The organism is Paenarthrobacter sp. CAP02 (genome assembly GCF_040137855.1).
Taxonomy (GTDB): Bacteria; Actinomycetota; Actinomycetes; order Actinomycetales; family Micrococcaceae; genus Arthrobacter.
Window position 1 is genome coordinate 225,710 of record NZ_JBEEII010000007.1, and the last position, 25,612, is coordinate 251,321.

Here is a 25,612-nt window from a genome sequence, read left to right on the forward strand (position 1 = left end):
TCCCTCTTGGCGGTTGATAAGTGCGTAAACTAGTTATCTAATAGTGAAACTTCGTTTCCTGTGATGCACATCTCATGTTCGGCGCTACACTAAAACCGACTCAGTTCAGCATCCACCGCAACAAAAGGTAAACAACATGCAGATCTCCCGTTCGGTTCTGTCCGGCACCAAGATGGCCGCCGTGCTCGCTGCCGGCGCCTTGGCCTTGACCGCTTGTGGCGGCTCGTCCACTCCGGCAGCCTCCAACGACTCCGGCCTCAAGCTCATCAACGCCGGCAAGCTCACGGTGTGCTCGGATGTTCCCTACGAGCCGTTTGAATTCCAGAAGGACGGCAAGATTGTTGGCTTCGACATGGACATCGCGGCCGAGATTGCCAAGGACACCAAGACCGAGCTCAACGTGGTGGACAGCTCCTTCGAGGCCATCGAGACCGGCACCGCACTGACCGGTTGCGACGTCTCCATCTCCTCTATCTCCATCACCGACGTCCGCAAGAATGTCATGGACTTCTCCAACCCGTACCTGGATGACGACCTGACCCTCGTTGCCACGTCCTCCTCGGGCATCAGCAACATCGACGGCGCAAAGGGCAAGAAGGTTGGCGTGCAGCAGGCCACCACCGGCGCCCAGTACGCCAAGGACAAGGGAATCGACGCCCAGCAGTTCGAAGATTCCGGCCTCCTGGTCCAGGCACTCAAGGCCGGTACCATTGACGCCGCTGTTGGCAACCAGTCCGTCCTCGGCTACGCCATCAAGGATGACTCCAACCTCAAGCGCGTCGAAGACTACGCAACGGGTGAGAAGCTGGGCATCTCCATCAAGAAGGGCAACACGGCCATGGCAGATGCCGTAAACGCCACGCTCAAGCGCCTCACGGACGATGGCTCCATGAAGAAGTTCCAGAGCACCTGGTTCGGCGAAACCTCCAAGTAGCTCCCGACATCCACACAGGTGGGCCCCGAAACTACACGCTGTTTCGGGGCCCACCTGCGCAACACGAATGTGAGAACACCATGGCAATGACTGCACGTCAACGAGCCAAAGTCAGCCTGTACGTCCAAGCCGGAATCTTCGTAGTGGTCCTGGCCGCGGTGATCCTTGCCGTCGACTGGAAGACTGTTGGGAACAGCGTCTTCAACTTCGCCAAGATCGGGCCGATGTTCCCGGACATCTTCCTGGTGGGCCTCAAGAACACCCTTATCTACACGGCGTTGGCCTTCGTAGTGGGTTTGTCAGGCGGCCTTCTGCTTGCCCTGATGAAGCTCTCCTCCTTCCCGCTGTACCGCTGGCTCGCAACGGGCTACATCGAGTTCTTCCGCGGGGTCCCTGCGCTGCTGGTCTTCATCGCCTTCGGCTACGGCGTTCCCCTGGCCTTCGGTGTCCAGTGGGACGTCAACATCGTGGTCATGGTTTCGCTGGGCATGGTGGCATCCGCGTACATCGCTGAAACCCTCCGCGCTGGTCTTCAGGCCGTGCCGAAGGGCCAGATGGAAGCTGCCCGTTCACTGGGCATGCCGCACTGGCGCGCCATGGTTTCGATCGTGATTCCCCAGGCGTTCAAGATCGTCCTGCCCCCGCTGACCAACGAGATCATCCTGCTCACCAAGGACTCATCGCTGATTTACGTCCTGGGCCTCACAGCTTCCCAGTACGAGCTCACCAAGTTCGGCCGCGATGGCATCTCCAGCCTCGGCGCGGGCCTGACGCCGCTGCTCGTGGCCGGCGCCTTCTACCTGGTCATCACCATCCCCTTGAGCCTCCTGGCACGGAAGTTCGAAAGCCGCTCCGCGCGGACGAAGCGATAGGCAGGACAGTCATGAACGACGTCGTAAACAGCACCGTTCGCGCCGCTGGCGTGGACATCAAGGACCTGCGCAAGTCCTACGGCAGCAACGAGGTCCTCAAGGGCATCTCGCTGACCGTGGAACCGGGCCAGGTGGTTTGTCTGATCGGACCTTCGGGCTCGGGCAAGTCCACGCTCCTGCGCTGCGTCAACCTGTTGGAGCAGCCCAATGCGGGCACCATCAACGTGGGCAAGTTCGAAGCAACGGATCCCGATGTTGACCTGAACAAGATGCGCCAAAGCGTGGGCATGGTGTTCCAGCACTTCAACCTGTTCCCGCACCTCAGCGTGCTGGACAACTGCACCATCTCACAGATGAAGGTCCTCAAGCGCTCCAAGTCCGAGGCCGCCAACGTGGCCCGCCACAACCTGGAGCGCGTAGGGCTGGGCCACTTGGCCGACCGTTTCCCGGACCAGCTCTCCGGCGGGCAGCAGCAGCGTGTCGCAATCGCCAGGGCGCTGTCCATGGACCCGCAGCTGATGCTCTTCGATGAGCCCACCTCCGCGTTGGACCCCGAGACCGTCGGCGATGTCCTGGCAGTCATGCGCAAACTCGCGCAGGAAGGCATGACCATGTTGGTGGTCACGCACGAGATGGGCTTCGCCCGCGAAGTCGCCGACCGCGTGGTCTTCATGGACGCCGGCGTCGTGGTGGAAGAAGGCCCGGCCGAGCACGTTATCAGTGCTCCTACCCAGCCGCGCACCAAGGAATTCCTGCGCCGCGTACTGGATCCGACACACATCGGCGTCGAGGAAGCGTAACTTTCTGCCCACGCATATACGCTGGCTCCACGCATACTGATTGGTGCCACAGAAACGGGAGGGCGACACCCACATTTTGGTGTCGCCCTCCCGTTTCTAGTTCAGCTACGATTTTGGGTGGCCTGCAGAAGCACGACGGCGGCGGGGAACCCCCGCGGCCTCAAGTGCGCGTTCCAGCTTGCTCACCGTCAGGTCGCTCCACACCAGCCGGAACACTCTTCGGCCGGTGGCGCGTATGGCGTCTTCACGGGCCTTCTCTTCGATCACAACTTGGGAAGGCGTACGTCCCTTCAAGTACTCCGGCTTCATGTACTTTTCGCGGCCATCGAATTCTCCAACCAAGCCAACGCTCTTCCAGTAGTAGTCCGTGTATACCGTTCCCCTCATGGTTTTCACCGCATACTGCAGCAGAGGCACCTCGAATCCGAGGACGTGTATCAAGGCCCGGGCATAGGACTCTCCGGGCGAACCAGAGTCTCCGGCACCGAACTCCACCGCCGCCGTGATTCGCCTGTCCGCTGCTTTGGAGTATGTCCCCTTGATGCCGTCCAAGAGTTGCTCCTTGGTTACAGGCTGGGAGTTTCGATTTCTGTTCAGCAGGAAATCCACCGGAACAACGGCCTCGGCAAAGGGAACCGACGCAGCGATGTCCAATACCGTCCGAACCCGGTCCGTGACCAGGAACCCGTTGACCTCCTGGACCTGCTCGCTTCCTTCGACTACTAAGTGGCGTCTCACCCCTGCACGCGAACGGCCACCTCCGGCATAAGTGGTCAGGGCATGGACAGGCTGCTGGCGCAGGATGGTTGGGATTCCATGGATCGACGCCGCCGAGTGATGCGAGAAGATAGTCGGAGCAGCCAAGCACTCCGCTGCCGCTTCTACGTTCAGGGCGTACCTTTCCCAGCTCTCCAGCTTCTGCCATTGCGTGGCATCGACGTAGACACCGTGCCTGATACGAACGAGCTTTCCGGCCCTCGCATCGACGGAAAGTGGCCTGGCATCGCCTCTGAGCATGGTCAGATCCTTGGCAAGGATGAGTTTGGGTAGCCTTCGCATTCCAACAGTCTTCGTCGGACGCTGTTGCACTTCGAGGGAAGAGTTGTCCTATGTGGATAACCACCCGATCGCGACGCGAACTGCCCGGTGCCCGGAAAACGGACTGACGACACCCAAATGTGGGTAGCCTTGGTCAGTTTCGGTGGCTCTCGTCAGTTTCAGTGGCCCACGGCGGCGTTGATGGCTTCCTTGATCCGGGCATGGAGTCCACGCAAGCCCACCCGGTCCACGCGCACCTCCACAATGGTGCGCCCCTTCAGCGGCGACTTCAGCGCTTCGGCAAGTTCCGCCGTCGTACTTACCGCTTGGTGTCCGACGCCGTAAGCGGCCGCGAGTGCCGCGATGTCCACTGAGTGCGGGGTACCGAAAAGGCGTTCGACGGCGGTGCCGTACGCTCCCGAGTCTTCAACGGCGCCGTGTTCCAGGAGGCTGAAGATGGCTCCGCCGGAATCGTTGAGGACCACGATGCGAAGATCCGGAACTGGTTCGCCGTGGCCGATGAGCAATCCGCCGGCGTCGTGGAGGAAAGTGACATCGCCCAGGAGCGCAGTGGTTTCGCGGCCGCTGCCCAGCGCGATTCCCGTGGCTGTGGCGATGGTGCCGTCGATTCCGGCCAGGCCGCGGTTGGCGAAAACCGTTGCGATAGGCGCGGTGTGTGGTTGCCCCGCGAGGTCGACATCGCGGATGCCGTTGGAGGAGCCGAGGACCAGCTGGCCGCGGGCGTGTTCCCAAACCGCTGCCCCGACGGATGGGCCATTGGCAGCACTCTCCCCCGCCAACACACTGTCCAAGCCATGCTGGGCTGCGGCGGCGGCGAGGAGCCAGGAGTCGAGCCACTCCGCGGAGCCACGGCCCGCGAAATCCGCGAGCTCCGGGAGTGTTTCAATGGGCGTTTCGCGTCGCCGTCCCGCCTCGTACCAGGCAACCGGGACCGGCTGGTAGATGGCGGACTGTACGGACTCACGCGCCAACAGGGACGCGACGGGACGCGAGAGCGTTGCCCGGCCGAACAGGACCACACGTTCGATCGGGGTTGAAGATTCGGGCCCGAAGTGCTGAAGCAGCACGCGATACGGGCCCACTGCATTAGGGCCGAAGCGCGCGTTGGATGATGGCTCTGCAAGCAACGGCAAGCCATGCGCCCTCGCGAAAGCCTCGGCCACGGGCCCGGCATCGTGACCGGCGAGGACCACGGTGCGTCGCTCGGGGAGTTCGCTGGACGCCGCCGGCAAGTCCAGTGCTTGAGGACCGGCGTCGTAATGGAACACGCCGTGTCCCTGCGTTACCGGGAGGGCGTCGTTGGCCCCCGGAACCAAAGGATCACGGAACGCAAGGTTCAGCTGGACGGGGCCGGGCGGGGTGTCTTCGAGGGCGCCCGTCGCGGCATAAAGTGCAGTGGCAACAGCCTTTTGCGGATCGTCACCCGCGGGGACGTCGACGGCGAATCGCACGTGCTCGCCGAAAAGGTCCAGTTGGATGGTGGTCTGGTTGGCCCCGGTCCCGTGGAGTTCTTCGGGCCGGTCCGCTGAAATGACAACCACGGGCACGGCCGAATGGTTGGCCTCCATCACGGCCGGAAGAAGGTTGCCCACGGCCGTCCCGGAGGTGGTGACGACAGCGACGGGAGCTTCCGTTGAGAGCGCCAACCCCAGGGCCGTGAATCCGGCGTCGCGTTCGTCGATCCGCACGTGGAGCCGGACCCGTCCCGCAGCTTCGGCTTCCGCGAGGGCGTAGGCCATGGGGGCCGACCGCGAACCCGGCGCCACCACCACATGCCGCACACCGCCGTCGAGCAGCGTAGTTACGGCGATCCGTGCGGCGGCGATGGATGTCAGAGAGTCCTGGGAAGTCACCGCTCCAGTCTATTGGGGCGGTGAGAGAGCGTCCGCCGGAACCGGGCGGGACGTGAGAGAGCGTCCGCCGGAAGGGGGCGGGACGTGAGAGAGCGTCCGTGTGGGAATGCTCCCCCACCCGGAGGCCGGGCGGGAGAGCATTCGTGGTGTTCGGAAAGGTCAGTGCTACTTGCGGAAGACCTGCACGATCGCGGGGCGCGGGGCCCGCACGGCACCGGCCGGAGCGGGGGCGCCTGCAGCAACGTAGTCCGGGAAGTACGAGTGCGGCGCGTCGAACGTGCCTTCCTCGCCCGGGTGCTGGACGGCGACAAACACCGTTCGCTCTTCGTCGTGGACGATCGGGCCACAGGTTTCGGCGTCGCGGGGTACGGCCAGGAACTGCTCCACCTTGCCGCGCTCCGGGCCTTCCAACGTGACCTTGAACAGACCGTCGTTGTAGCCGATGGTCGACGGGGCACCGTCGGTGGAGATCCAGAGGTTGCCCACCGAGTCGAATGCCACGTTGTCGGGGCAGGAGATGGGCGACACCTTATCCGCCGGGAAGCCGGAGAAGTAGGCGGACTTGTTCTTGGCCGGATCGCCCGCAACAAGCAGGAGGGTCCAGTTGAACTTGGTGCCGGTCTGCCCCGGCGCTTCAGTGATCTCCACGATGTGGCCGTCACGGTTCTGGGTACGGGGGTTGACCTCCGTCGCGCCTTCCTTGCCGGCCTTGCCGCGGTCGGAGTTGTTGGTGCAGGCCACATAGATCTTGCCCGTGAGCAAGTTGGGCTGGACGTCTTCGCAACGGTCCATCTTGGTGGGTCCGACCTTGTCAGCGGCCAGGCGGGTGTACACGAGGACCTCGGCCACGGACATACCCGGAACCGCGGAGACACCACCAACCACCAAGGGCAGCCATTCGCCCGAACCGTCGAAAGCGCCGTCGGCCGGGAGCTTGCCCGTACCGTCGATCTCGGCGGCGGGCGAGTCACCCGTGAAGCGGGCCACATACAGGTCGCCTTCAGAGAGAAGGTTCATGTTGTTCTGGCGGGCAGCCTTCGAATCACCTGGCTGGTACTTGCCCTTGGAGACGAACTTGTAAAGGTAGTCGAAACGCTCGTCATCACCCATGTAGGCAACCACGTGTCCATCGGGGGCAACGATCACGTTCGCGCCCTCGTGCTTGAACCGGCCCATGGCCGAGTGCTTCCTCGGAGTGGATGTGGGATCGAAAGGGTCCACTTCCACGATCCAGCCAAAGCGGTTGGTCTCGTTCGCGTACCCGGCGTTGCGGGTGTCGAAGCGGGGCTCGTCCAGCTCCCACTGCCGCGCGGTGGGCTTGGCAGACAGGCCGTAGCGCTTGTCCGAGTCGCTCGTACCGGGCGCAACGAAGTATCCGTTGAAGTTTTCTTCGCCGGAGAGGATGGTGCCCCACGGGGTGGTGCCGCCGGAGCAGTTTCCGAGCGTGCCCTTGATCCAGCGGCCGGCTGGGTCATCAATGGTCTTGACCAGGTTTGTACCGGCAGCCGGGCCCGTCAGCTCGTAGACCGTGTTGGTGAGGAATCGCCGGTTCAAGGGTGCGCCCTGGACGTAGCTCCACGGCTTGTTCTTGTTCTTGCGCTCAAGCTCCACCACTGCGAGTCCGTGGGCGGCGCGACCGATGGCACGACCCTCGGCAGCATCGAAGCCGACCGGCAGCATGATGTTCTCGTTGGTGTACTCGTGGTTGGTGAACAGGACAGCGCGGCGATCCTTGGAATCGGGGATCGGAAGGATGTCCGTGTAGTCGTTGTTGTAGCCGAACTGGCGTGCCTGCGCGGCCGCGGTCTGCTTGGTGATGTCGAAGGCCGGCGAGTCGCTGAACAGCGGATCACCCCAGCGGATGATCGGGTTCCAGCCGAACCCCTCAGGGACGGTGAATTCGTCGACGGCGGCGTCGACCGGCTTGATCGCGGTGAACTTGAGCTTGGACTTATCGAAGCCCTTCTTGGCAGCGTCGGAGAGTCCGTTCCCGGAGTCGGCGACTGCGGCATCGGTGCCGGTCACCGCGCTGCCAAGAACGACGGCGAGTGCACCCGCAGCGCCGAGGCCAAGAGCCGCGCGGCGTGACATGGCCGTGGAGGCGATGTCCCTGAAGTAGCCGTTGGTGCTGGTGTTACAGACATCGCCAGAGCAGGCGTTGTCGCATTTCAGAGCACACGTGACTGGGCTGCGCTTGCCTTTGGTATGGCCGAGCATGGGGAGCAGCGGGAACGTGCGTCCGGTGGTTTCAGACATGGGGATGACCTTCCAGAGGGTGTACGGGATTCCCGTTGAGCTTTTCAGCGGAATCCGAATCCGGGAGGTCGCTCGGGTTAAGACTGAGTGAACAAAGGGTGGTGGTCCCGCGCCAGGACGTCGTGCACCCGTCGGAGCCGGTCCAGCCACCAATCCCGGCGGTCCGCCGAAGCCGCGTACTGCTCCAGCAGTCCGGGATCGGGGTGCGTGTCACGCAACGGTATGGCGCCGTCGTCGGCTACCAACGGATCCAAGGTGACGTCTGAGGCAAACAGGGACACCGTGCCCAGGCCGCAGGCGTAGGGAAGGGACGGAAGGGAAGCTGCGAGCGCGAGCCCGGCACGGATTCCCACCGAGGTGTCCAGCGCAGAACTGACGACGGCAGGCAGCCCGGCTTGCCCGACGATGTCCAACGCCCGCCTGACTCCCCCGAGCGGTGCTACCTTGACGACAATGAGGTCCGCAGCCCCCGCCTTGGCTACACGGAGGGGGTCATCCTCTTTGCGAACACTTTCGTCGGCGGCGATCAAGACCGGCGTACCTGCGTCGGCAAGACGACGGCGGACCTCAGCCAAACCTTCGATGGTGGGAACGGGTTGCTCGGCGTACTCGAGGCCCTGCGATGACAGCGCCCCAAGCGCTTCCACAGCTTGGCTAACGTTCCATCCACCGTTCGCATCCACCCTGATGGCGGCCTCGGGAAGGGCCCGGCGTACTGCTGCTACCCGCGCGAAGTCGTCGGCGAGTTCCTGTCCCTTCTCGGCGACCTTGATCTTGACAGCATCGACCCGGCCAAAGCGGGCCAGGACGTCCGGTACCTGCTCGGCCCGAACTGCCGGAACTGTGGCGTTAACCGGAATCACATGCCGCAATGGCGAAGGAAACCCCACCCAACCTGCCTCCACGGCGGCAGCGAGCCAGCGGGAGGACTCTTCGTCGTCGTACTCGGGGAACGGGCAGAACTCGCCCCAGCCGCGAGGTCCCTGAAGCAGCAGGGTTTCGCGCTGCATGATGCCCCGGAACTTCACGCGCATGGGCAGCGACACAACGTGGGCGGAGTCCAGGAGTTCTTCGAGGGCAGGAAGGCTTGCAGGCATAGTGCCACTGTACCGGCGGCTTTGCGGGCCACGCGGCGGCAGTTGGTCTATGTGGACATCTCAAACGGCCCAGTAGTTTTGGACAGTTCCAAGGACATCAACCAACCGGGCTCCGGAAAGGACCACAGAGCTTTCGGGTACCCCCAGTTCGTCCCATTTGGCCACGATGCGGATATCACCCTCCACGGGCAGGGGCCATAGCCAGAACTGCGCAGATCCCTCCACTTGCTCATCCCCGGCACTGCCTCCGCCGCCGCCCCGGTGGGTGAGGACCGGCCCTGAGACGTCTTCGGTGTCCTCCAACATTGCCGGCGTGGGATGCGAGGCAATCGCCTTGCTCCCATCGGCGAGCGAGACTCCGACCTTGATTCCCGGCAGTCCCGGACGGCTGAAGCTTTGCTCCAGAATGTCCCGCCATTCCTGGGCCGACTCATCTACGCGTCGCACGGACCACTTGAGGTCCAGCAAACAGCCAGTGGAGTACACCTCCGCCATCTTCAACGCCACCACCACGTGGGCGCTTTGGTACACAAAAGCTCCGATGGGCAGGATGCCCGGCAGCTCGTCCGACGGCGGGCCGAACCATCCGGGCCGGATGGGCTGCGGTTGGCGTGGCCGTTCCGGCAATTCAGGGACGTCGTCGAAGAAGCTCATATTCCATGCTTACACCGCCACGCGGCGCCTGGGGAGGGCCATCTGGCAACTAAGGGACGGCAACCGCGATATTCTCAAAGTCACGACTCAATGCGGGGGAAACATGACTCAATCAATGCCCGGTTCACCAACACCTGCCGGCTGGTATCCGGACCCTTCGGACCCCAGGTTTGTCCGGTGGTGGGACGGCCACGCGTGGACCGCCAACCAGGCCCCGCGCCAGGGGCAGTACCAGCCAGCCTTCACGCCGCAACGCCCGCGGATCAATGAGGGGACACCTGTTTACAACCCCTTCATCTGGGCTATCACGCTGTTGCCGCTGGTCTCGGTCATCTTCCTGCTGTTCTGGCAGCCGGAGTTCCGGATGATCACCACCCGCAGTGGCGCGACCACTGTGGACCCGTTCTCGATGTATACCCCGGCGTATTTCCTCAGCCTGGGATCGGGTTTCATCGCCTATGGCCTCTCGGTGTTTTTCGCCTATCTGGACCGTCAGCGCCTGCTGAAGTCCGGCGTCGAGCGTCCGTTCCATTGGGCGTGGGCGTTCCTCAACGCCGCTGTGTACGTGATTGGCCGCTCGGTGATCGTCAACAAGGTTGCCCCGAAACGGGGGCTGTGGCCGATCTGGGTCACCATCGCCGTGTTCGTGCTCACCATGGTGGTTGCAGGTATTTGGACGTCCAACATGATGCAGTCCATGTACAACCAGCTCGGCTACTCGGTCACCACGTAGCTCACCCGCAGCTCACAACGTAGCCGTGGTGGCCGCCCAGCTGCTCAGGAGCTTGATGTGTTCCTCGTGGACGGTGCCTGGCTCCGCTGTGTAGACGCTGAGTTCGTTGACGGCCCGAGGCAGGGTGGGCAGGGCGAGGGACTGGTAAGTGAGTTCCAGATACCCCACCACGGGGTGCTGCAACCGCTTCATGCCCTCGTGGCGGAACCGGATATCGTGTGATCCCCAAAGCTCCCTGAATTCGGGGCTCAGGGTGGAGAGCTCGCCCACCAGTTCGCGCAAGGCCCGGTCGTGGGGCTCCCGTCCGGCTTCTGCGCGTAGAAGAGCCGCCGTGGCAGCGGCGCCGGCTTCCCAGTCGATGTAGAAGTCCCGTGACGCCGGATCGAGGAAATGGAAGCGGGCAAAATTGGGGCGGCCATTCGCCGTGGTGGTTTCGCTGGCGAACATCTGAGCGTGCAGCGCCCGTCCCAAGGCGTTGGATGCGACGATGTCCAGGCGGCCATTCCTGATGAACGCCGCGGACATGGTGATGGAGTCCACCATCCATTGGACGGGTGCGGCCACTTCCGTGTCCTTGCGCCTGGGAGCGGAGCGATTCGTGGTCCTGGCCGCTTTGGCGAGCTCGAACAGGTACGTCCGCTCCTCTTCGTTCAGTTGCAACGCCCTGGCTACGGCGTAGAGGACGTCATCCGAAACGCCACTGATGTTCCCCTTTTCCAAGCGGGCGTACCACTCCGGGCTGACGCCTGCCAGCACGGCTACTTCCTCGCGCCGAAGGCCCGGCACCCGACGCCTGCTACCCGATGGAAGCCCAACCTGTTCCGGGAGGAGTTTCGCGCGGCGCGTAGCGAGGAAATCCTTGATGTCGGCACGGTTGTCAGGCAGGTTGTTCATGGATTTACAGTATCGCTGCCGCGCCACACTATGGGGGCCACAACCTGTACCCCCTATCAACGGAGCCTGTCCCGCAGAACCGAAGCCTCACACGCGTTAGATAGACTTCAGGGAACAGAGCACGGAAGGACGTTCCCATGAACCGCAAGGCCACCGCCCTGGACGTCGCCAAGAGGGCGGGAGTTTCCCGGAGCGCGGTCTCGCTGGTACTGAACGGCCGCGGCGACGGCAATGTGGCAAAGGACAGCCAGGACCGGATCCGCCAGGCGGCCCAGGAACTCAACTACTCCCCCAACGCCATTGCGCTGAGCCTGCGCAACCAGCGGTCCCGGGTCATCGGCATCCTGTCCGACGAGGTGGTGGTGAGCCCCTTCGATGGCAACATCATCGGCGGCGCTGACGACGTCGCCCGGAGCCGCGGTTTTGTCACCGTGGTCATGGACACCGAGAGCGATACTGCCCGGGATGCGAGCGCCATCGAGACACTGTTGGATCGCCAAGTGGACGGTCTCATGTACGTGACGGTGGGATTGAAGCCGATCGAGGTGCCGCAAGGGATGCTTCGTGTCCCGTCGGTCCTGGCAAATTGTTATGACGCCCACCCTGAGCCGCAGCTCCACCATGTCATCCCGGACGAGGTCACCGGCGGCAGGGAGGCAACGGAGCATCTCCTGCAACTGGGCCACACGGATATTGCCCTGCTTGCCGGTTCCTTGGACTCTCCCGCGGCTCCCCTGCGCGTGCAGGGTTACCGGGATGCGTTCGCCACTGCGGGACTCGCAGCGAATGAGGGCCGGATCCACATGGCGGGCTGGGATATCGATGCCGGTTTCCACGGGGCCATGAAACTGCTCGACGGCGTGTCCCCGGCTGATCGGACCACCGCCATCATGTGCGCGAACGACCGCCTGGCCGTCGGCGTAGCCCTCGCCGCCGCACGCCTTGGATTGAACGTTCCTGCGGACCTGTCCATCATGGGCTACGACGACGAGACCCGGATCGCCGACACCATGGTCCCCGCCCTCACCACCATGGCCCTGCCGTTGCGGGAGGTAGGGCGCGCGGCGATGACCACGTTGCTGGACGCCCTGGAACGTACCGAAGGCGCGGCGGAGGAAACCACGAAGGAAACCATGGTTCCCTGCCGCCTTGTCCTCCGCGAATCCACTGGCCCGGCGCCAACCCGCTGATCTGCCGCGTTGTGAGGCCCGCTCTGCACCCCAAAAGGTCGAAATACCCTGCAGAGCGGGCCTCACAACGCAGGTCAGCGAACGACGCCGGCCTGCCGCCTTAGCGGGGCAGCGCCAACTCCCACACGTCGGCAGTCGCGCCCGGGGGCAGGGTGAGCTCCCACGACTCCCCGGGAGCGGGGTAGGCGCGGACCGTCGTAGCCACGGAACCGGTACGGTATACCTCCACGAGGGAGGCGTCGACGAAGATCCTCAGCTCCTCCCCCTCAACCAGGGAACCTGAGTAGACCACCTGCGCCGCGGGCCCTGAGCCAAGCACCAGGTCGATGGAACCGGCCGGTGAACCCGAACCCCGCACCAGTACCTCGGCAAACCCGGGCACGGCAACCGATCCTGCAGCACCCATCTCCAGTGCAACACCACGGTATGCGAGGACCTCAGGCGCAGGGGCGACAACCAAGGAACCATCAACCACGGACAAGACGCGAGGATGTGTCAGCACACCCGACCATCCGGCGTCGTCGATTTCCTCTTGGGTGCGGCCCCGGCGACCATCGCGCCCGGGCCCCTCGTTGGCCCAGCCCCACAGCAGCGCCGCAGGCGCGCAATCAACAGAACCGGTGGAAAGCTGCAGGATCTGCGGCGCATAGAAGTCCCGTCCGAGATCGGACTTTCCTCCAGTAACGGGAGTGAACACCGGCAGCCCGGTCTCGGGGTCCGGGGTGAGCGAGCCGATCAGGTGGCCGACACCGTTGGCGTGCTCATGGTCGTCCCCGGAGAGCCACAGCGAGAACATCATGACCCATTCCCCCGTCGGCACCTGGACCAATTGCGGGCATTCCCAGATTTCGGCCGGCGTGTGAGCTCCAGCGATGGGATCAGCCGTGGTCAGCCAGATTCCCTGGTACTTCCAGTCATCGAGGGTATCCACCGTGTAAAGCAGCAGGGCAGCTCGACCGTCAGCAAGTCCCGCCCCCTGCATGGCGTAGCGGGCACCGTTGAAGCGGAAGATGAAGGGGTCGCGGACGGCGGTGACAAGAGGATCGGCCGGCATGGAGGCGGCAACATGCCCGTCCTGGGACCAGGTCACCAAGTCCCGGGAACCCCGGGCAATGACCACCTGCGAATGCCCGCCGTGATCCTTGACTCCGGAGTAAGCAGCGGTCGGCACGCCGTCGTCGGAAGTGACCACACCTGTCCAGCAGCCCGCTGAGTCCGGCCCGCCCGGCTGTGGCGATAGCGCCACCGGGTGTTCTTCCCAGCGGACCAGGTCCGGGGAGCTCACGTGGCCCCAGCAGATCTGGGAATGCCGCGCGGACAAGGGGTTGTACTGAAAAAACACGTGGTACCTGCCGTCGATGTAGCTGACCCCGTTGGGGTCGTTGATCCATCCTTGCGCCGGACGCGGGTGGAAGCGCGGAAATGCGGGATCCGGATGTGTCGTTGCCGCAAGGAGGGAGTCAAGTGCAAGGTCCGTCAATGGAAGCCCTTTCAGAGTGAAGAGAAGATTACTTGCCCGTGCCTGCGGTGAGTCCATCCTGCAGCGCGCGCTGGCCGAACATGAACACCACCAGCGCGGGAATCATGGACAGGACAACACCGGCGAGCACCACGGAGATGCTTCCCGTGCCGAGGTTGCCCTGGAGCGAGACAAGGCCCAGTGGCAGGGTGAAGTTCTGTTCCGAGATGGTCATGATGAGTGGCCGGAAGAACTCGTTCCAGTGGAAGTTGAACGCCAGGATGCCCACGATCGCCAAGCCCGGCATGGCCAGCGGAGCATACACGGAGCGGAAGGTCCGCCACGGCGATGCGCCGTCGATCGCAGCCGCTTCAGCGAGCTCACCCGGCAACCCCATGAAGTACTGGCGCATCAGGAAGGTTCCGAACGCCGTCGGGATGGCCGGAATGATCAGCGCGAGCAGTGTGTCGGAAAGCCCCACGCCGCGGATGAGCATGAACACGGGCACGATCGTCACCTGCGCGGGCACCATCATGGTGGCCAGCACGATCGAGAACAAAGCACCGCGCCCCTTGAAGCGCAGGTGCGCGAAGGCGTAGCCGGCCAGCGCCGCCGTCACCATTTGTCCGACGGCGATCAGCCCCGTCACCAGGGCACTGTTCACCACCAGCAGCACGATGTTGAGCTGTTTGAAGACCTGCGTGTAGGACGTGAGGTCCGGGTTCAACGGCAGGAAGGCGGGCGGAAGTTTGAAGGATTCCGACGGCGGCCGAAGCGAGGTGGACAGCGTCCACAACACCGGACCAAGGACAAAGACGGACGCTATCAGCAGGACCATGATGCGGACGGCCACTGACCAGTCCCGCTTCTTCCGGGTGACGACGGGCGCCGTGGTGGTGACACGTTCTTGAATGGTGGTCATGGCGGGCCTCACTGGTAGAAGACGAATCGTTTGCTGAGCCGGAACTGCGCGGCGGTGATGGCCATGATGATGAGCGTCAGGATCACGCCGATCGCTGAAGCCTGGCCGAACTCGAGCCGCTGGAACGCGGACTCGAAGATCACCATCACCGCTGTCCGCGTCGAGTCGCCGGGACCGCCGCGGGTGAGGACGTAGGGCTGGTCGAACACTTGGAGTGCGTTGATGATGGCCATGACCGAGGCCACCAGTGTGGTGGGACTCAGGAGCGGAAGCGTGACGTAGAAGTGCTTGCGCCACCCGGTAGCACCGTCGATCGACGCGGCCTCGTACGTCTCCACCGGAATGGACGCCAGGCCGCCGATGAACAGCAGGAACGAGAACCCGAAGTTCTGCCACACGTAGACAAGAATCACGACGGCGGCAGACCCGCCTGGCGTCGTCAGCCACGGTACTGCCGGGATTCCAATCAATGAGAGCATCCAGTTCACGACGCCGAACTGCTCGTTGAAGAGGTATCGCATGAAGATCGAGACCGACGCCGCGGACAGGATCAGCGGGAAAAAGAAGGCGGACCGGAAGAACACCCTGAGCCAGGCCGGGAGTTTCTCCTGCACCATGATTGCAAGCCCAAGGGCCAAACCCAGCTGCAGCGCCACGGCCACCACCACAAACACGATGGTGTTCACGAATGAGACGCGGACCGTGGGGTCCTGGACTACTTCGGCAAAGTTGTCGAATCCCACGAACGTCGGTGCCGAGATGATGTCCCAGCGGAAGAACGCCAGCGCAATGGAAGCAATGATCGGCAGCAGGGTAAAGATGCCCATGCCCACGATCGTTGGCGCAAGGAAGACCCATGGGAGCCATCGCTGTTGCACGCGGCCGCGCTTGGACGGCTGGCTGTGCTTGTGGGTTGTTTTGCGTCCCGGTTCGCGTCCCGTCCCAGTGGGCGTGCTGGTTGCGGTGCTCATGGCTGCCTCCTCAAGGCAAGTTCAAGGTCACGTTGCATGGAGCTGAGGGCGTCCTTGAGTTGGCGCTCATCGCCGCTGACGGCAAGGCTGACGTTTTTCATCAGGGCGGTCTCGACGGCGGCCTGCTGGGGTGGCGCTGGAATGGGACCTGTGGTGGGGAAACGGTCCAGGGTGTCGTAAAAGACTTTCCAGTTCCGGGGCCCGATTCCCGAGTAGAGCTGCTCGTTGACCATGGAGCGCCGGGCCGGAGTGGTGTTGGGCGTGGGGAACACGATCTGCATGGCTTCGAGGCTGGAGCTGAACTTCACCCATTCCCAGGCGGCGTCCTTATCCTTGGCGGTCTTCATGATCGCGTACCCGGCCGTACCGAACTGGTGCCGCTGGGACCGCCACTTCGGGAAGAACTGGACGTCGAAGTCGTTCTCTGTCATCCCAGCTTCGTGGAGGCCTTGCACCCAATAGCCGCCTGCCGGCGTCGTACCTATCCTGTTGGAGGCAAAGAGGCCGATGAGCGAACTGCCGCCGCCTTCTTCGGGCCGAACACCGAGTCCGTCCTTGACCAGTCCGCGGAGGTAGTCGAAGGATTCGAAAACCCGGGGATCGTCGGCGTTTGGTTCGAGCCATTGGTAGCCGCCGGAGCGGAGGCTTCGGGTGGGGTCGTTGGCGTAGAAGCCGTCCCAGAACCACTCCCCGCCCGGTGACTTGGTCTCTTTGAGGAAGCTGGTGTCGTTGGCGTAGAGCCACGGCACCACTCCGCCGAAGAGACGGTTGGTCCAGTAGTAGGGAGTGAAGTCCTTGGGGTTGGCCTTCTTCATGGCGGCCAGGGTGCTCCGGAAGTCGGTGTGCGTCCAGTTGTCGGCGGGCCGCTCGAGTCCGGCTTTAGTGAGCGCCGTGGTGTTGTAGTACATGTTGGCGGCGTTCCAGTCGATGGGGAGCTGGAACAGGCTGCCCTTGTACATGAACGCTTCCACCAGGCTGGGGTGGACGTCCGCAAAGTATTCCTTCATGTCCGCTGCGTCGCGGCGAAGATATTCGTCCAGCGGGTGGGCCAGTTTTTCCGCGAACAGCTGGGCACCTTCGGTGGCCACATAGACCACGTCCGGCGGGGTTCCCGCTGCCACCATGGTGAGGATCTTGGTGAAGAAGTCCTTCCAGTCCACGGCCTGGATGGCTTGGACCTTGACCTTGATCTCGGGGTGGACTTTGGCGAAGGCGTCGATGACCTTCTGGCGGGCTGCGGCGTCTGCGGCGGTGCCCATGATGGCGATACTGAGGCTGTTGTCTCCCCTGCCCGGAATGTCTGCTCCTGTGAGTCGCGGCCACGACGCCGCAGTTACTCCAACAATCCCGGCGCCGAGGGCTGTGAGGGCACTTCTGCGTGTGAATTGACGCAAAGCCCCATTGGTTCCCGACATGTAGATTCCCTTCCCTAACACGTGTTAGGAAGACTATGCTCGGCACCTAACACGTGTCAAGCGTCACAGGAATGTTGCAAGGGTCTCACGTCGGCCCGCCGCGCCGGAGCACACTTCACATGAGGCGTCCAGTGAATTGTGGCAGTCTTGAGAGAATGAGTTCCCAGCAATTCCGCACCAGCGGGAGGTCAAGCAAACGGCCGATCCAAGCACGCGACGCCGGCGCCGGCGCAGGTTTCCTTTTCATCCTGGCCACCATCGCCAGCGTCGTAGGCCTTGCCGCGACCTACTACTTCTTCGTGCGCACCACCATGGGCCAGTTCATTGATGAGTCCGCACTGGTCGAAGCAACCGAGCTGGGTGGAACGGCGGGTCGCGCATCCACCAGCCTGCTGGATATGCTCCCCATGCTCTCCCTGGCCATTGCCACCCTCATGGTCATTTTCGTCACGGTGGCCCGGCGGCGGTGGACTGCTGCGGGAATCGCCGTAGTCGCCTGCATCGGAGCCAACGCGGCCACCCAGATCCTCAAATTCCTCATTCCGGACAGGCCCGACCGCGGAGTCCAGACACTGGAACTCAACTCGCTCCCTTCTGGGCACACCACCCTTGCCGCTTCTGCGGCTGCCGCCGTCTTCCTCATGGTGTCACCCCGCTGGCGCCCGCTGGCAGGCTTCCTGGGCAGCACCTTCGCAGTAGCCACCGGAGTCTCGACACTCATCAACCAATGGCATCGCCCGGCCGACGTCGTTGCGGCCTTCCTGGTGGTGGGCGCTGTGATGCTCCCAGCGGGTTGGCTCATCCTGCGGACCGGCAGCAGCTGGAACGTGTGGAAGGGATACGGCGAACACTGGGCAGCGTCCCGGATATGGGTATGGCTCACGGTCGCCGCCCTGCTGATCGCCATCGCCGTGGCCGGCTATTCCTTGCTGCAGGTCATGCCCGGGCTGAGCGCCGACAGTACCGTCGACTACTTCTGGGCCGGCACCGCATTCATCGTGATCGCCGGCTATCTTTCGGCTTTGGGCGGCACTTGGCTGTTCGGCCTGGCGGCACGCAAAAGCTAAAGGCCCCCCGCCACTTCTCCAAGTCGATAGATCTACCCGTGGCATCCCCGGATTCCTTGCATTACTATTAATCCAATCGTTGGAATAACAGTGCAAGATCCCGAGGAGCCTTCATGTCTTCCACCCCCACCGCCAAGCTGCGGACTCAACCCTCCGTCAAGCCAACCGCAGTCCCCGCTTCCCGGGACCTGGTTGTCGACCTCATCCGGGTCGCGTGCATGTTCGCCGTCGTGGCTGTCCACTTGCTCATGATGGGGATCAGTGTGGACGGGTCCGGCATTGGAGTCGGAAATCCGTTGACGTCCCTGAGCTGGTTCGCCCAAGGGACGTGGTTCGGACAGGTCATGCCACTCTTCTTCGTGGTGGGCGGCTTCGCGTCACTGACTTCGTGGCGAAGCCTGCAGCGCCGCGGCGGTGACGCAGGCGACTACCTCCGCAACCGGGTGCTGCGCCTGGTCCGCCCCACGGTTGCCTTGTACGCGTTCCTCGCCGTTGCGTTGTGGAGTGCGACGGCGGCCGGCGTCCCCGGCGATCTGCTCACGGTTATCGCTGCGGGCGCCGGTGTTCAGTTGTGGTTCCTGGCCGCATACCTCATCTGCCAAGCCATGGTGCCCACCATGGCCCAACTCCACAGCGTGGCACCCTACCGGACCATTGCGGCGCTGGCCGCGGGCGCCGTCGTCGTCGATGTTTTTCGCCTGGGCTTGGAGCACAATCCCTGGGGCTTCGACTCAAACCCGATCGGGCTGCTGAACATGGTGTTCGTTTGGGGGTTGCTGCAACAGCTTGGGTTCTTCTATGCGGACGGATTCTTTGATCGGTTTGCGCGCTGGCAACTGCCTCTGGGAGCTGTGGTTTGTTACGTTGCGCTGATTCCACTGACCCATGCCGGTCCGTACCCGGTGGACATGCTGACCAACCAAAATCCGCCGATGTTCCCGCTGATCCTTGTAGGGCTGGCCCATGTCCTCCTGGTCAAGGCCGTGTACCCCATTTTGCAGGGGTTCGTGAGGGTCGGCTGGGTGCAGAAGACCATGTTCGTGGTCGGCAGCAGGGCCATGACCATCTATCTTTGGCACCTCCCGCTGATCATCGCGATGTTTGGCATCGCGCTGCTCCTCCGGCTTCCGTTCCCCGAGCCGGCCAGTGCCGAGTGGTGGTTGAGCCGTCCCCTGTTCTACGTGGCGGCATGGGCGCTGGTGCTTCTGGTGTCCACACCGCTGGTCCGACTGGAGCTTGCCAGCACCGCGCTCACCCCCGGTGCGGCCCGGCCCGCGATGTGGCGCATCCTGACGGGGACCGTATTGGCGATCATCCCGCCCTTCGTGGTGATGCGGACAGCGTTGGATACAATCAACGCGACGTGGGGACTGGTGTTGCTTGTAGTTGCTGTGGCTTTGGTGACAGGCAACGTTCCTGACCGGGCGTGGAAGTCGCCGCGGCCCGTATCGGCGACTTCCTGACCTTATGGCATGCGGTAAAGGAAGGCCGCCATGGCGTCGCGGTTGATGGGTGAAAGCGGGCGGTAGCTTCGCTTCCCGTCAGCCTCGACCCAGCCCGCGGAGATCTCCATCTCAGCCATCCACGCCATTTCGTCGTAGAACTGCTGTCCACTGACAACGTCACCGAACGGCGATGGATGCGGGGCGGTGTAGGCGGGCGAGCCGGCCATCCGGTAAAGGAACGCAGCCATGGCGTCACGGTTGATCGGCGTCAATGGCCTATAGGTTCGGGATCCGTCCACCTCCACCCATCCTGTGGAGATCTTCCGGTCCGCAAGCCAGGCCATCTCCTTGTAGAACTGCTGAGTGGTCAGCACATCCTTGAAGGGTGATATGGCCGGCGGAGTGTAAGCGGGCGAACCCGCCAATCGGTAGAGGAACGCAGCCATGGCGTCACGGTTGATCGGCGTCAATGGCCTATAGGTTCTGGATCCGTCCACCTCCACCCATCCTGTGGAGATCTTCCGGTCTGCAAGCCAGGCCATCTCGCGGTAGAACTGCTGGCTGGTCAGCACGTCCCTGAACGGCGAAACGGCGGGCGGCAGGAAGTCCGGCCCCTTGGCGCTGAAGCGTTCGGTCCATTCCGCGGTGGAACCGGCCAGGATGGCGTATCCGTCCTTCGCCGTAGCTGTTACCGTGACACGATCCTTGCCAGGGTATGTTCCTACCGCCACGATCTCTCCGCCGATGCGGTAGTCGACCCCCTGCGTTGCCGGGATCGCGTATGTGTCGCCCTCGGTGAGGGGAGCATCAGTGAACACTACGGCCGCTGGCGTTACAGCTTTGTCAGCCGGGACGACGACGGCGGTCGGCTCACTGGTGCGTGACTCAGTGGTGTGTCCGGGCTTTGTGCCGGTCACGGTCACAGTGAGCTTCGCTCCAACGTCCGCACCGGTGATGGCATAATCCGAGGCAGTTGCTCCAGGAATTTGTGTTCCGTCGCGCGACCACCGATAGCTGAGGGTGACCGGGGCCGGTTGCCACGGTTGGACGTCGGCCTTTACTACGCTGCCAACGTAAGCTGCACCAACGATCTTCGGGTCGGCGGCGAACATATCCGCGGGCGTAATCGCGGGCGTTGGTGCAGAGGTAGCTGACACGCTGGACGCATACTGTTTGGAGCCGGTAACTGTCACCGTGATGACAGCGTTGGCGTCCTCGGGGGCGAGGACGTATACGGCAGACCTGGCGTAGCTGATCGGGAGCCCGTTGCGATTCCATTGGTACGACGTCACTACTTGCCCCGGCCCCCAAGTCCCTTCATTGGCCTGCAACATCCAACCAACCTTGGGCTCGCCGTAGATCGTGGGCGTACCGGGAACAATTGGTGCGATATCGGCGGCCACTTGCTTGAGCGCGGCATCGGCTTTCACCATTCCCGCCCCACAGTTGCATTCGTAACTCGGCCTGGCAGTCTCCTTGAGCCGTTGTTCAATGTCAGTGGGAGTCAATGACGGCAGCTTCGACAGCATCAGCGCAGCCACTCCGGAAACCTGCGGAGCGGCCATGGATGTGCCCTCCTTGAGGTAGTAGTCCTCCGAGGTGGGGAGGTCCGTGCCGTTGTTCAGCGTTGACACAATTCCATCTGCAGCTTTGAACCTCATATCTCCGCCAGGCGCGGCGAAATCCACGTTGACGCCAAAGTTGGAATACGGCGCCCGGATGCCGTCGCGCTTCGTCGCCCCAACCACCAGGACATTCCGGCAGTTTGCCGGGCTCACCTGTGATGCATCGATGTTCTGGTTACCAGCAGCCACCACCACCGCAACACCACGGTTGCGTGCAAAGTCTGTGGCGTTTTAGTATGTAGCGGAGCAGGCTGCCCTGCCGCCCAAGCTGAGGTTGATGACGCGGGCCGGGTTCGGGTTTGCCGGGACTCCGGCAACTGCGCCGCCAGCGGCCCAGATAATCGCGTCCGCGATGTCTGAGGTGTACCCGCCACAGATTCCCAAGGCCCGAACAGGAACCACTTTGGCCATGGGGGCAATCCCCGCGACTCCCTTGCCGTTTCCTGCAATGGCAGCAATGATGCCGGCTACGTGTGTGCCGTGCCACGAAGATGCTTCCCCGGTCCACCCGGGTTCGCACTGCTCGTCGTAGGTGCCGTCGCCCTCATCGCGCGGGTTTGAGTCCCGGCCAGTCCCGTCGCGCGCTATCGCCGCCGAGCTGATCATGTCGTAGCCAGGCAAGACGTTGGCGTTCAGGTCACTGTGGCTGAGAATCCCGCTGTCGATAACAGCCACCACGCTTCCCTCTCCGCGGCTCACGTCCCAGGCCTGCAGCACACCCATGCCGCCATATCCGTCTCCGTGCGCCCATTGAAGGTCGTAGTACTCATCATTAGGTGCCGCAGCAAACGGCCTCATGATGGTGTCCGGTTCGGCGTATTCGACGGTCGGGTCAGAGGCCAGAGTGGAAACCAGGCTGTTGGCCTCTTCCGCCCCAAGCTTCCGTTCGGTCCTGAGGACCTCGACGCCGGAATCCATGGTCCGCAGCGGCGTAATGGGAACGCCCAGGGCATTGGAGGCGCGGCTAAAGGAGGACTGAATATCAGTCGACTGAATCCCGGCGCGGTCCTTGAACTTCACAATGAACTGATCCGTGGTGGTGAACGACGCCGTAGATTGCGCTGCAACCCCCGGTGCTGCTCCCGGCACAGGAGTCGGCGATTCATTGGCTGCAGCCGGCAGCGTCGGCAAAGCAACCCCCAGCATCGCGACGATGCCCACAATAAAAGCTCGGGAGCGCACGCTGGCTCCTGGTCGATTCTGCATAAACAGCGCCCTCTGCTCAGACGCCCCCAGGAGCGCGAAAAATGGCCGCGATGGTGCGGCCAGCATGAGTTTAGCCAAAGAATTGAGTTTCCTGCGAATTCCCTGAGAGCCCAGGGTGTGTTGGCAAAAAAACGACCCGGGCAGGTTGCATGGATCTGCAACCTGCCCGGGTTCTTATTCGTAGCCGGTTATTGCTTACGGCAGGCGGTAGAGGAAGGCAGCCATGGCATCGCGGTTGATGGGCTCAAGAGCCTTGTAAACGTAATTGCCTTCGCCGATCTGCCAACCCGTCGAGATGCCGGTGACCTTCATCCAGACCATCTCTTTGTAGAACTGCTGGTTGGGGTCAAGGTCGCTGAAAGGGGGAGTCGTGGGAGCTTCGTAATCCGGCTTGTTAACCAAACGGTAGAGGAAGGCAGCCATCGCATCGCGGTTAATGGGGGTCAGCGGCCGGTACGTCCGCGATCCGTCCGATTCGGTCCAACCTGACGAAATGCCAGCATCTGCAAGCCAGGACATTTCCTTGTAGAACTGCTGGGTGGTCAACACGTCCTTGAACGGCGACTGCGCGGGCGGCGTGTAATCGGGAGATCCAGCCATCCGGTACAGGAACGCAGCCATGGCATCGCGGTTGATGGGTGTTACCGGCCTGTAGGTGACCGACTGGTCTGCTTCGACCCAGCCCGTGGAGATTTTGCGATCCGCCAGCCAGGACATTTCCTTGTAGAACTGCTGGGTGGTCAGGACGTCCTTGAACGGCGAAACGGCCGGTGCAGTGAAGTCCGGGCCCTTGCTGCTGAAGTAGGCCTTCCATTCGGACGTAGAGCCGTTGAGCAGCGCCCAGCCTTCCTTCGGCTGGGCAGTGACCTTCACCTGGCCGCGGGCGGCGTGGGTACCGGCGACGACAGTTTTTCCGTCCACCAGGTAATTCACTGACTCCGACTCCGGGATGGTATAGCTGTCATTGGCCATGTATGGCGCTTCGTCGAAGACGACAGGCGCGGGCGTCACGGCCTTGTCGGCGGCGACGACGGTGGACGTGGGCTTGCTGGTCATTTGCAGCAACCAGTACGGCGTCTTTACGCCCGTTACTTCCACCGTCAGCGTGGAACCAACGTCCTCGCCTGTGAGTGTGTATTCCGGCAGGCTGGAAACGTTGTCACCCGTGGTACCCGCCTTATGGCGCGTCCAGTTGTAACGCAATTCCACGGGCGCTGGTTCCCAAGTTCCGGCATCGACGGTCAGGGTGCTCCCGACATAGGCATTGCCAACAATGAGGGGAACCACGCCACTCAAAGTACCTGGAGTGACCTGCGCTGTGGGTTCGGAAGTAGCTGACACAGCCGGAACATAGGACTTAGTGGCAGTAACCGTCACAGTTATCGCAGCTTGGTGGTCGTCTGCCACCAAAGTGTAGGTGGGGTCAGTGGCACCGGCAATGGGTGCGCCCCATCGGTTCCACTGGTACGTCCATTGTGCAGACTCCACATTGGACCACGTGCCGCGGTCGGCGGTCAGGGTCTTACCCACTGCGGCCTCGCCGGCAATGGTCGGGGTTCCTGCAACGATCGGTGCTGCGTCCGCGGCCACCTGCTTCACCGTGGCGTTGGCGTCGACCAGACCCGATCCGCATCCTGTGCAACCTGCTACCGGACGGGCATTGGCTTTCAGGCGCTGTTCGACGTCTGCAGGGGTGAGAGCGGGAAGCGCGGCCAGCATCATCGCTGCAACTGCTGCGACGTGGGGGGCCGCCATGGAAGTACCGGATTTGAGGTAGTAATCCTCGGTGGTGGCTGTATCTGCACCCTGGTTGAGCGTGGACACGATCCCGTTGAGTGCGTCTTTCGTCATGTCTCCGCCGGGAGCCATGACGTCCACGTTCGCGCCAAAGTTGGAGTAGTAGGCCCTCTCAGCGGTCCGGGTGCTTGCTCCAACCGTGATGACGTTGTTGCAGTTGGCCGGGCTGACCAGGGACGCGTCAACGTTCTCGTTGCCAGCAGCTACCACAACGGCTGTACCCTGGCTCCGGGCGAAGTCCAAGGCATTCTGGTAAGTGGCTGAGCAGGTCCCGCGGCCGCCCACGCTGAGGTTTATCACACGGGCAGGGTTGGCGTTGGCGGGGACGCTGGGCACCGCACCACCGGCTGCCCACCTGATACCGTCTGCGATGTCTGACGTGTAACCGCCGCAGGTTCCAATGGCTCGGATGGGCACGATCTTGGCCTTCGGAGCAACGCCGGCTACGCCCTTGTTGTTACCGGCAACTGCGGCGATGATGCCGGCCACGTGAGTGCCGTGCCAGGACGACCGGGCACCTGCGCGTCCAGCTGCACACTGGTTGTCCGAGGTTGCGTCACCTTCGTCGCGGGGATTCGGGTCGCGGCCATCGCCATCACGGGCCGTCGTCGCGTTGGAGATCATGTCATACCCGGGCAGGACGTTTGCGTTCAGATCGCTGTGGTCCAGGATGCCCGTGTCAATGACGGCGACTGTGCTGCCTTCGCCGCGGCTGACATCCCACGCCCCCAAAGCATTGATGCCCCCTGTTCCCGCGCCAAGGCCCCACTGGAGGTTGTAATAGGTATCGTTGGGCGCCGTGGCCAGGGTCTGCATGATGGCATCTGGTTCTGCGTACTCCACTGCCGGGTCAGCGGCCAGTGTGGCCACCAACGCGCTTGCCTCCTGGGCGGCGAGTTTACGGTCGGTTTTGACCACTTCCTCTCCGGCAGAGGTGGTCCGCAGGCTCTTGACGGGTACGCCCACAGCGTGTGCGGCATCAGTGAAGGACTTCTCCGGGTTCAGGGACTGGATCCCCGCGCGCTCCTTGAACTTCACAATGAACTGGTCTGTCGGAGTTGCCGGAAGGGTTGATGTCACCGGCAAAGGCGCCGCGCTGGGAAGCGGCGCAGGCGTGTCGACAGCTGCGGCCGGGAGTGCAGGCAGGGCTGCGCCTACCATGGCCACGAGGCCAAGAAGGATTAAACGAGAACTAACCATGGCTTTCCGCTGGTTACGCATATACAGTCGCCCTTTTGCTCAAAACGCCCCCCAAAGAGCGCTGAAAAATGGCCGCGAGCGCAGCCAAAAATGAGTTTAGCCAAGAATTTGAGATTCCTGCGAATCTCCTGTGGGACTTTAAGCTGACCGTTTTGGCAACACG

Annotated in this window: 19 protein-coding genes and 1 pseudogene; 7 read left to right on the forward strand and 13 right to left on the reverse strand. The window is 63.0% G+C overall.

From position 1 onward, the window contains the following. The first annotated feature begins 136 nt into the window (after positions 1-136). From ABHM97_RS14270 to ABHM97_RS14280, 3 genes are all read left to right on the forward strand, one after another. Entirely contained in the window at positions 137-934 is a 798-nt protein-coding gene (locus ABHM97_RS14270; RefSeq protein WP_309992532.1) for an ABC transporter substrate-binding protein, read from the forward strand. Positions 935-1,014: 80 nt separating this feature from the next. Continuing rightward, the gene (locus ABHM97_RS14275; RefSeq protein WP_211711986.1) at positions 1,015-1,806 is read left to right on the forward strand and encodes an amino acid ABC transporter permease; all 792 of its coding nucleotides are present in this window, start codon (positions 1,015-1,017) and stop codon (positions 1,804-1,806) included. 11 nt (positions 1,807-1,817) lie between these two features. Then, the gene (locus tag ABHM97_RS14280; RefSeq protein WP_235517248.1) at positions 1,818-2,606 is read left to right on the forward strand and encodes an amino acid ABC transporter ATP-binding protein; all 789 of its coding nucleotides are present in this window, start codon (positions 1,818-1,820) and stop codon (positions 2,604-2,606) included. 105 nt (positions 2,607-2,711) lie between these two features. On the opposite strand, the gene ABHM97_RS14285 is transcribed toward ABHM97_RS14280, so the two are convergent. The 5 genes from ABHM97_RS14285 to ABHM97_RS14305 all read right to left on the reverse strand — a co-directional run bounded on the left by ABHM97_RS14285 (position 2,712) and on the right by ABHM97_RS14305 (position 9,525). Beyond that, entirely contained in the window at positions 2,712-3,665 is a 954-nt protein-coding gene (locus ABHM97_RS14285; protein WP_257370668.1) for a hypothetical protein, read from the reverse strand. Between the two features lie 158 nt (positions 3,666-3,823). Beyond that, positions 3,824-5,518, reverse strand: coding sequence for a 2-succinyl-5-enolpyruvyl-6-hydroxy-3-cyclohexene-1-carboxylic-acid synthase (gene menD, locus ABHM97_RS14290; protein WP_349471209.1), 1,695 nt, complete (start codon positions 5,516-5,518; stop codon positions 3,824-3,826). Positions 5,519-5,683: 165 nt separating this feature from the next. Then, positions 5,684-7,774, reverse strand: a complete 2,091-nt coding sequence (locus ABHM97_RS14295; RefSeq protein WP_349471210.1) for a PhoX family protein — start codon at positions 7,772-7,774, stop codon at positions 5,684-5,686. 77 nt (positions 7,775-7,851) lie between these two features. Next, positions 7,852-8,871, reverse strand: a complete 1,020-nt coding sequence (locus tag ABHM97_RS14300; protein WP_349471211.1) for an o-succinylbenzoate synthase — start codon at positions 8,869-8,871, stop codon at positions 7,852-7,854. A gap of 60 nt (positions 8,872-8,931) precedes the next feature. Further along, complete coding sequence (locus ABHM97_RS14305) at positions 8,932-9,525, reverse strand: hypothetical protein (protein ID WP_235517253.1); 594 nt, start codon at positions 9,523-9,525, stop codon at positions 8,932-8,934. Between the two features lie 103 nt (positions 9,526-9,628). Here ABHM97_RS14305 and ABHM97_RS14310 point away from each other — a divergent pair, with 103 nt between their 5' ends. Then, positions 9,629-10,258: a DUF2510 domain-containing protein gene (locus tag ABHM97_RS14310; RefSeq protein ID WP_349471212.1), complete on the forward strand. Its 630-nt coding sequence runs from the start codon at positions 9,629-9,631 to the stop codon at positions 10,256-10,258. 12 nt (positions 10,259-10,270) lie between these two features. Here the strand turns inward: ABHM97_RS14310 and ABHM97_RS14315 are convergent, their stop codons facing one another. Continuing rightward, positions 10,271-11,152 (reverse strand): helix-turn-helix transcriptional regulator, encoded by an 882-nt coding sequence (locus ABHM97_RS14315; RefSeq protein ID WP_235517255.1) that lies wholly within the window; start codon positions 11,150-11,152, stop codon positions 10,271-10,273. Positions 11,153-11,289: 137 nt separating this feature from the next. Between ABHM97_RS14315 and ABHM97_RS14320 the strand changes: the two genes are divergently transcribed. Continuing rightward, a complete protein-coding gene (locus ABHM97_RS14320; protein WP_349471213.1) occupies positions 11,290-12,342 on the forward strand; it encodes a LacI family DNA-binding transcriptional regulator in 1,053 nt (350 codons plus the stop codon). Between the two features lie 100 nt (positions 12,343-12,442). On the opposite strand, the gene ABHM97_RS14325 is transcribed toward ABHM97_RS14320, so the two are convergent. The 4 genes from ABHM97_RS14325 to ABHM97_RS14340 are packed head-to-tail and all read right to left on the reverse strand — an operon-like array spanning position 12,443 to position 17,109. After that, positions 12,443-13,822: a glycoside hydrolase family 32 protein gene (locus tag ABHM97_RS14325; protein WP_349471214.1), complete on the reverse strand. Its 1,380-nt coding sequence runs from the start codon at positions 13,820-13,822 to the stop codon at positions 12,443-12,445. 28 nt (positions 13,823-13,850) lie between these two features. Further along, positions 13,851-14,723, reverse strand: a complete 873-nt coding sequence (locus tag ABHM97_RS14330; protein ID WP_349471215.1) for a carbohydrate ABC transporter permease — start codon at positions 14,721-14,723, stop codon at positions 13,851-13,853. An 8-nt stretch (positions 14,724-14,731) separates the two neighbouring features. Then, positions 14,732-15,694, reverse strand: a complete 963-nt coding sequence (locus ABHM97_RS14335; protein WP_349471216.1) for a carbohydrate ABC transporter permease — start codon at positions 15,692-15,694, stop codon at positions 14,732-14,734. Next, complete coding sequence (locus tag ABHM97_RS14340; RefSeq protein WP_349471217.1) at positions 15,691-17,109, reverse strand: extracellular solute-binding protein; 1,419 nt, start codon at positions 17,107-17,109, stop codon at positions 15,691-15,693. Before ABHM97_RS14340 ends, ABHM97_RS14335 begins: the two co-directional genes overlap by 4 nt. Before the next feature lie 155 nt (positions 17,110-17,264). Here ABHM97_RS14340 and ABHM97_RS14345 point away from each other — a divergent pair, with 155 nt between their 5' ends. Together ABHM97_RS14345 and ABHM97_RS14350 are read left to right on the forward strand one after the other, a co-directional pair. Further along, positions 17,265-18,176, forward strand: a complete 912-nt coding sequence (locus ABHM97_RS14345) for a phosphatase PAP2 family protein (RefSeq protein WP_502921290.1) — start codon at positions 17,265-17,267, stop codon at positions 18,174-18,176. A 113-nt stretch (positions 18,177-18,289) separates the two neighbouring features. After that, positions 18,290-19,639, forward strand: a complete 1,350-nt coding sequence (locus ABHM97_RS14350; protein ID WP_349471219.1) for an acyltransferase family protein — start codon at positions 18,290-18,292, stop codon at positions 19,637-19,639. Between the two features lie 2 nt (positions 19,640-19,641). On the opposite strand, the gene ABHM97_RS21500 is transcribed toward ABHM97_RS14350, so the two are convergent. The 3 genes and pseudogenes from ABHM97_RS21500 to ABHM97_RS14360 all read right to left on the reverse strand — a co-directional run bounded on the left by ABHM97_RS21500 (position 19,642) and on the right by ABHM97_RS14360 (position 25,470). Beyond that, positions 19,642-20,544: an S-layer homology domain-containing protein gene (locus ABHM97_RS21500; RefSeq protein ID WP_502921293.1), complete on the reverse strand. Its 903-nt coding sequence runs from the start codon at positions 20,542-20,544 to the stop codon at positions 19,642-19,644. 552 nt (positions 20,545-21,096) lie between these two features. Beyond that, positions 21,097-22,518, reverse strand: a pseudogene (locus ABHM97_RS21505) (S8 family peptidase); the annotation flags it as partial. Positions 22,519-22,647: 129 nt separating this feature from the next. Further along, entirely contained in the window at positions 22,648-25,470 is a 2,823-nt protein-coding gene (locus ABHM97_RS14360; protein ID WP_502921291.1) for a S8 family serine peptidase, read from the reverse strand. Positions 25,471-25,612: the final 142 nt, after the last annotated feature.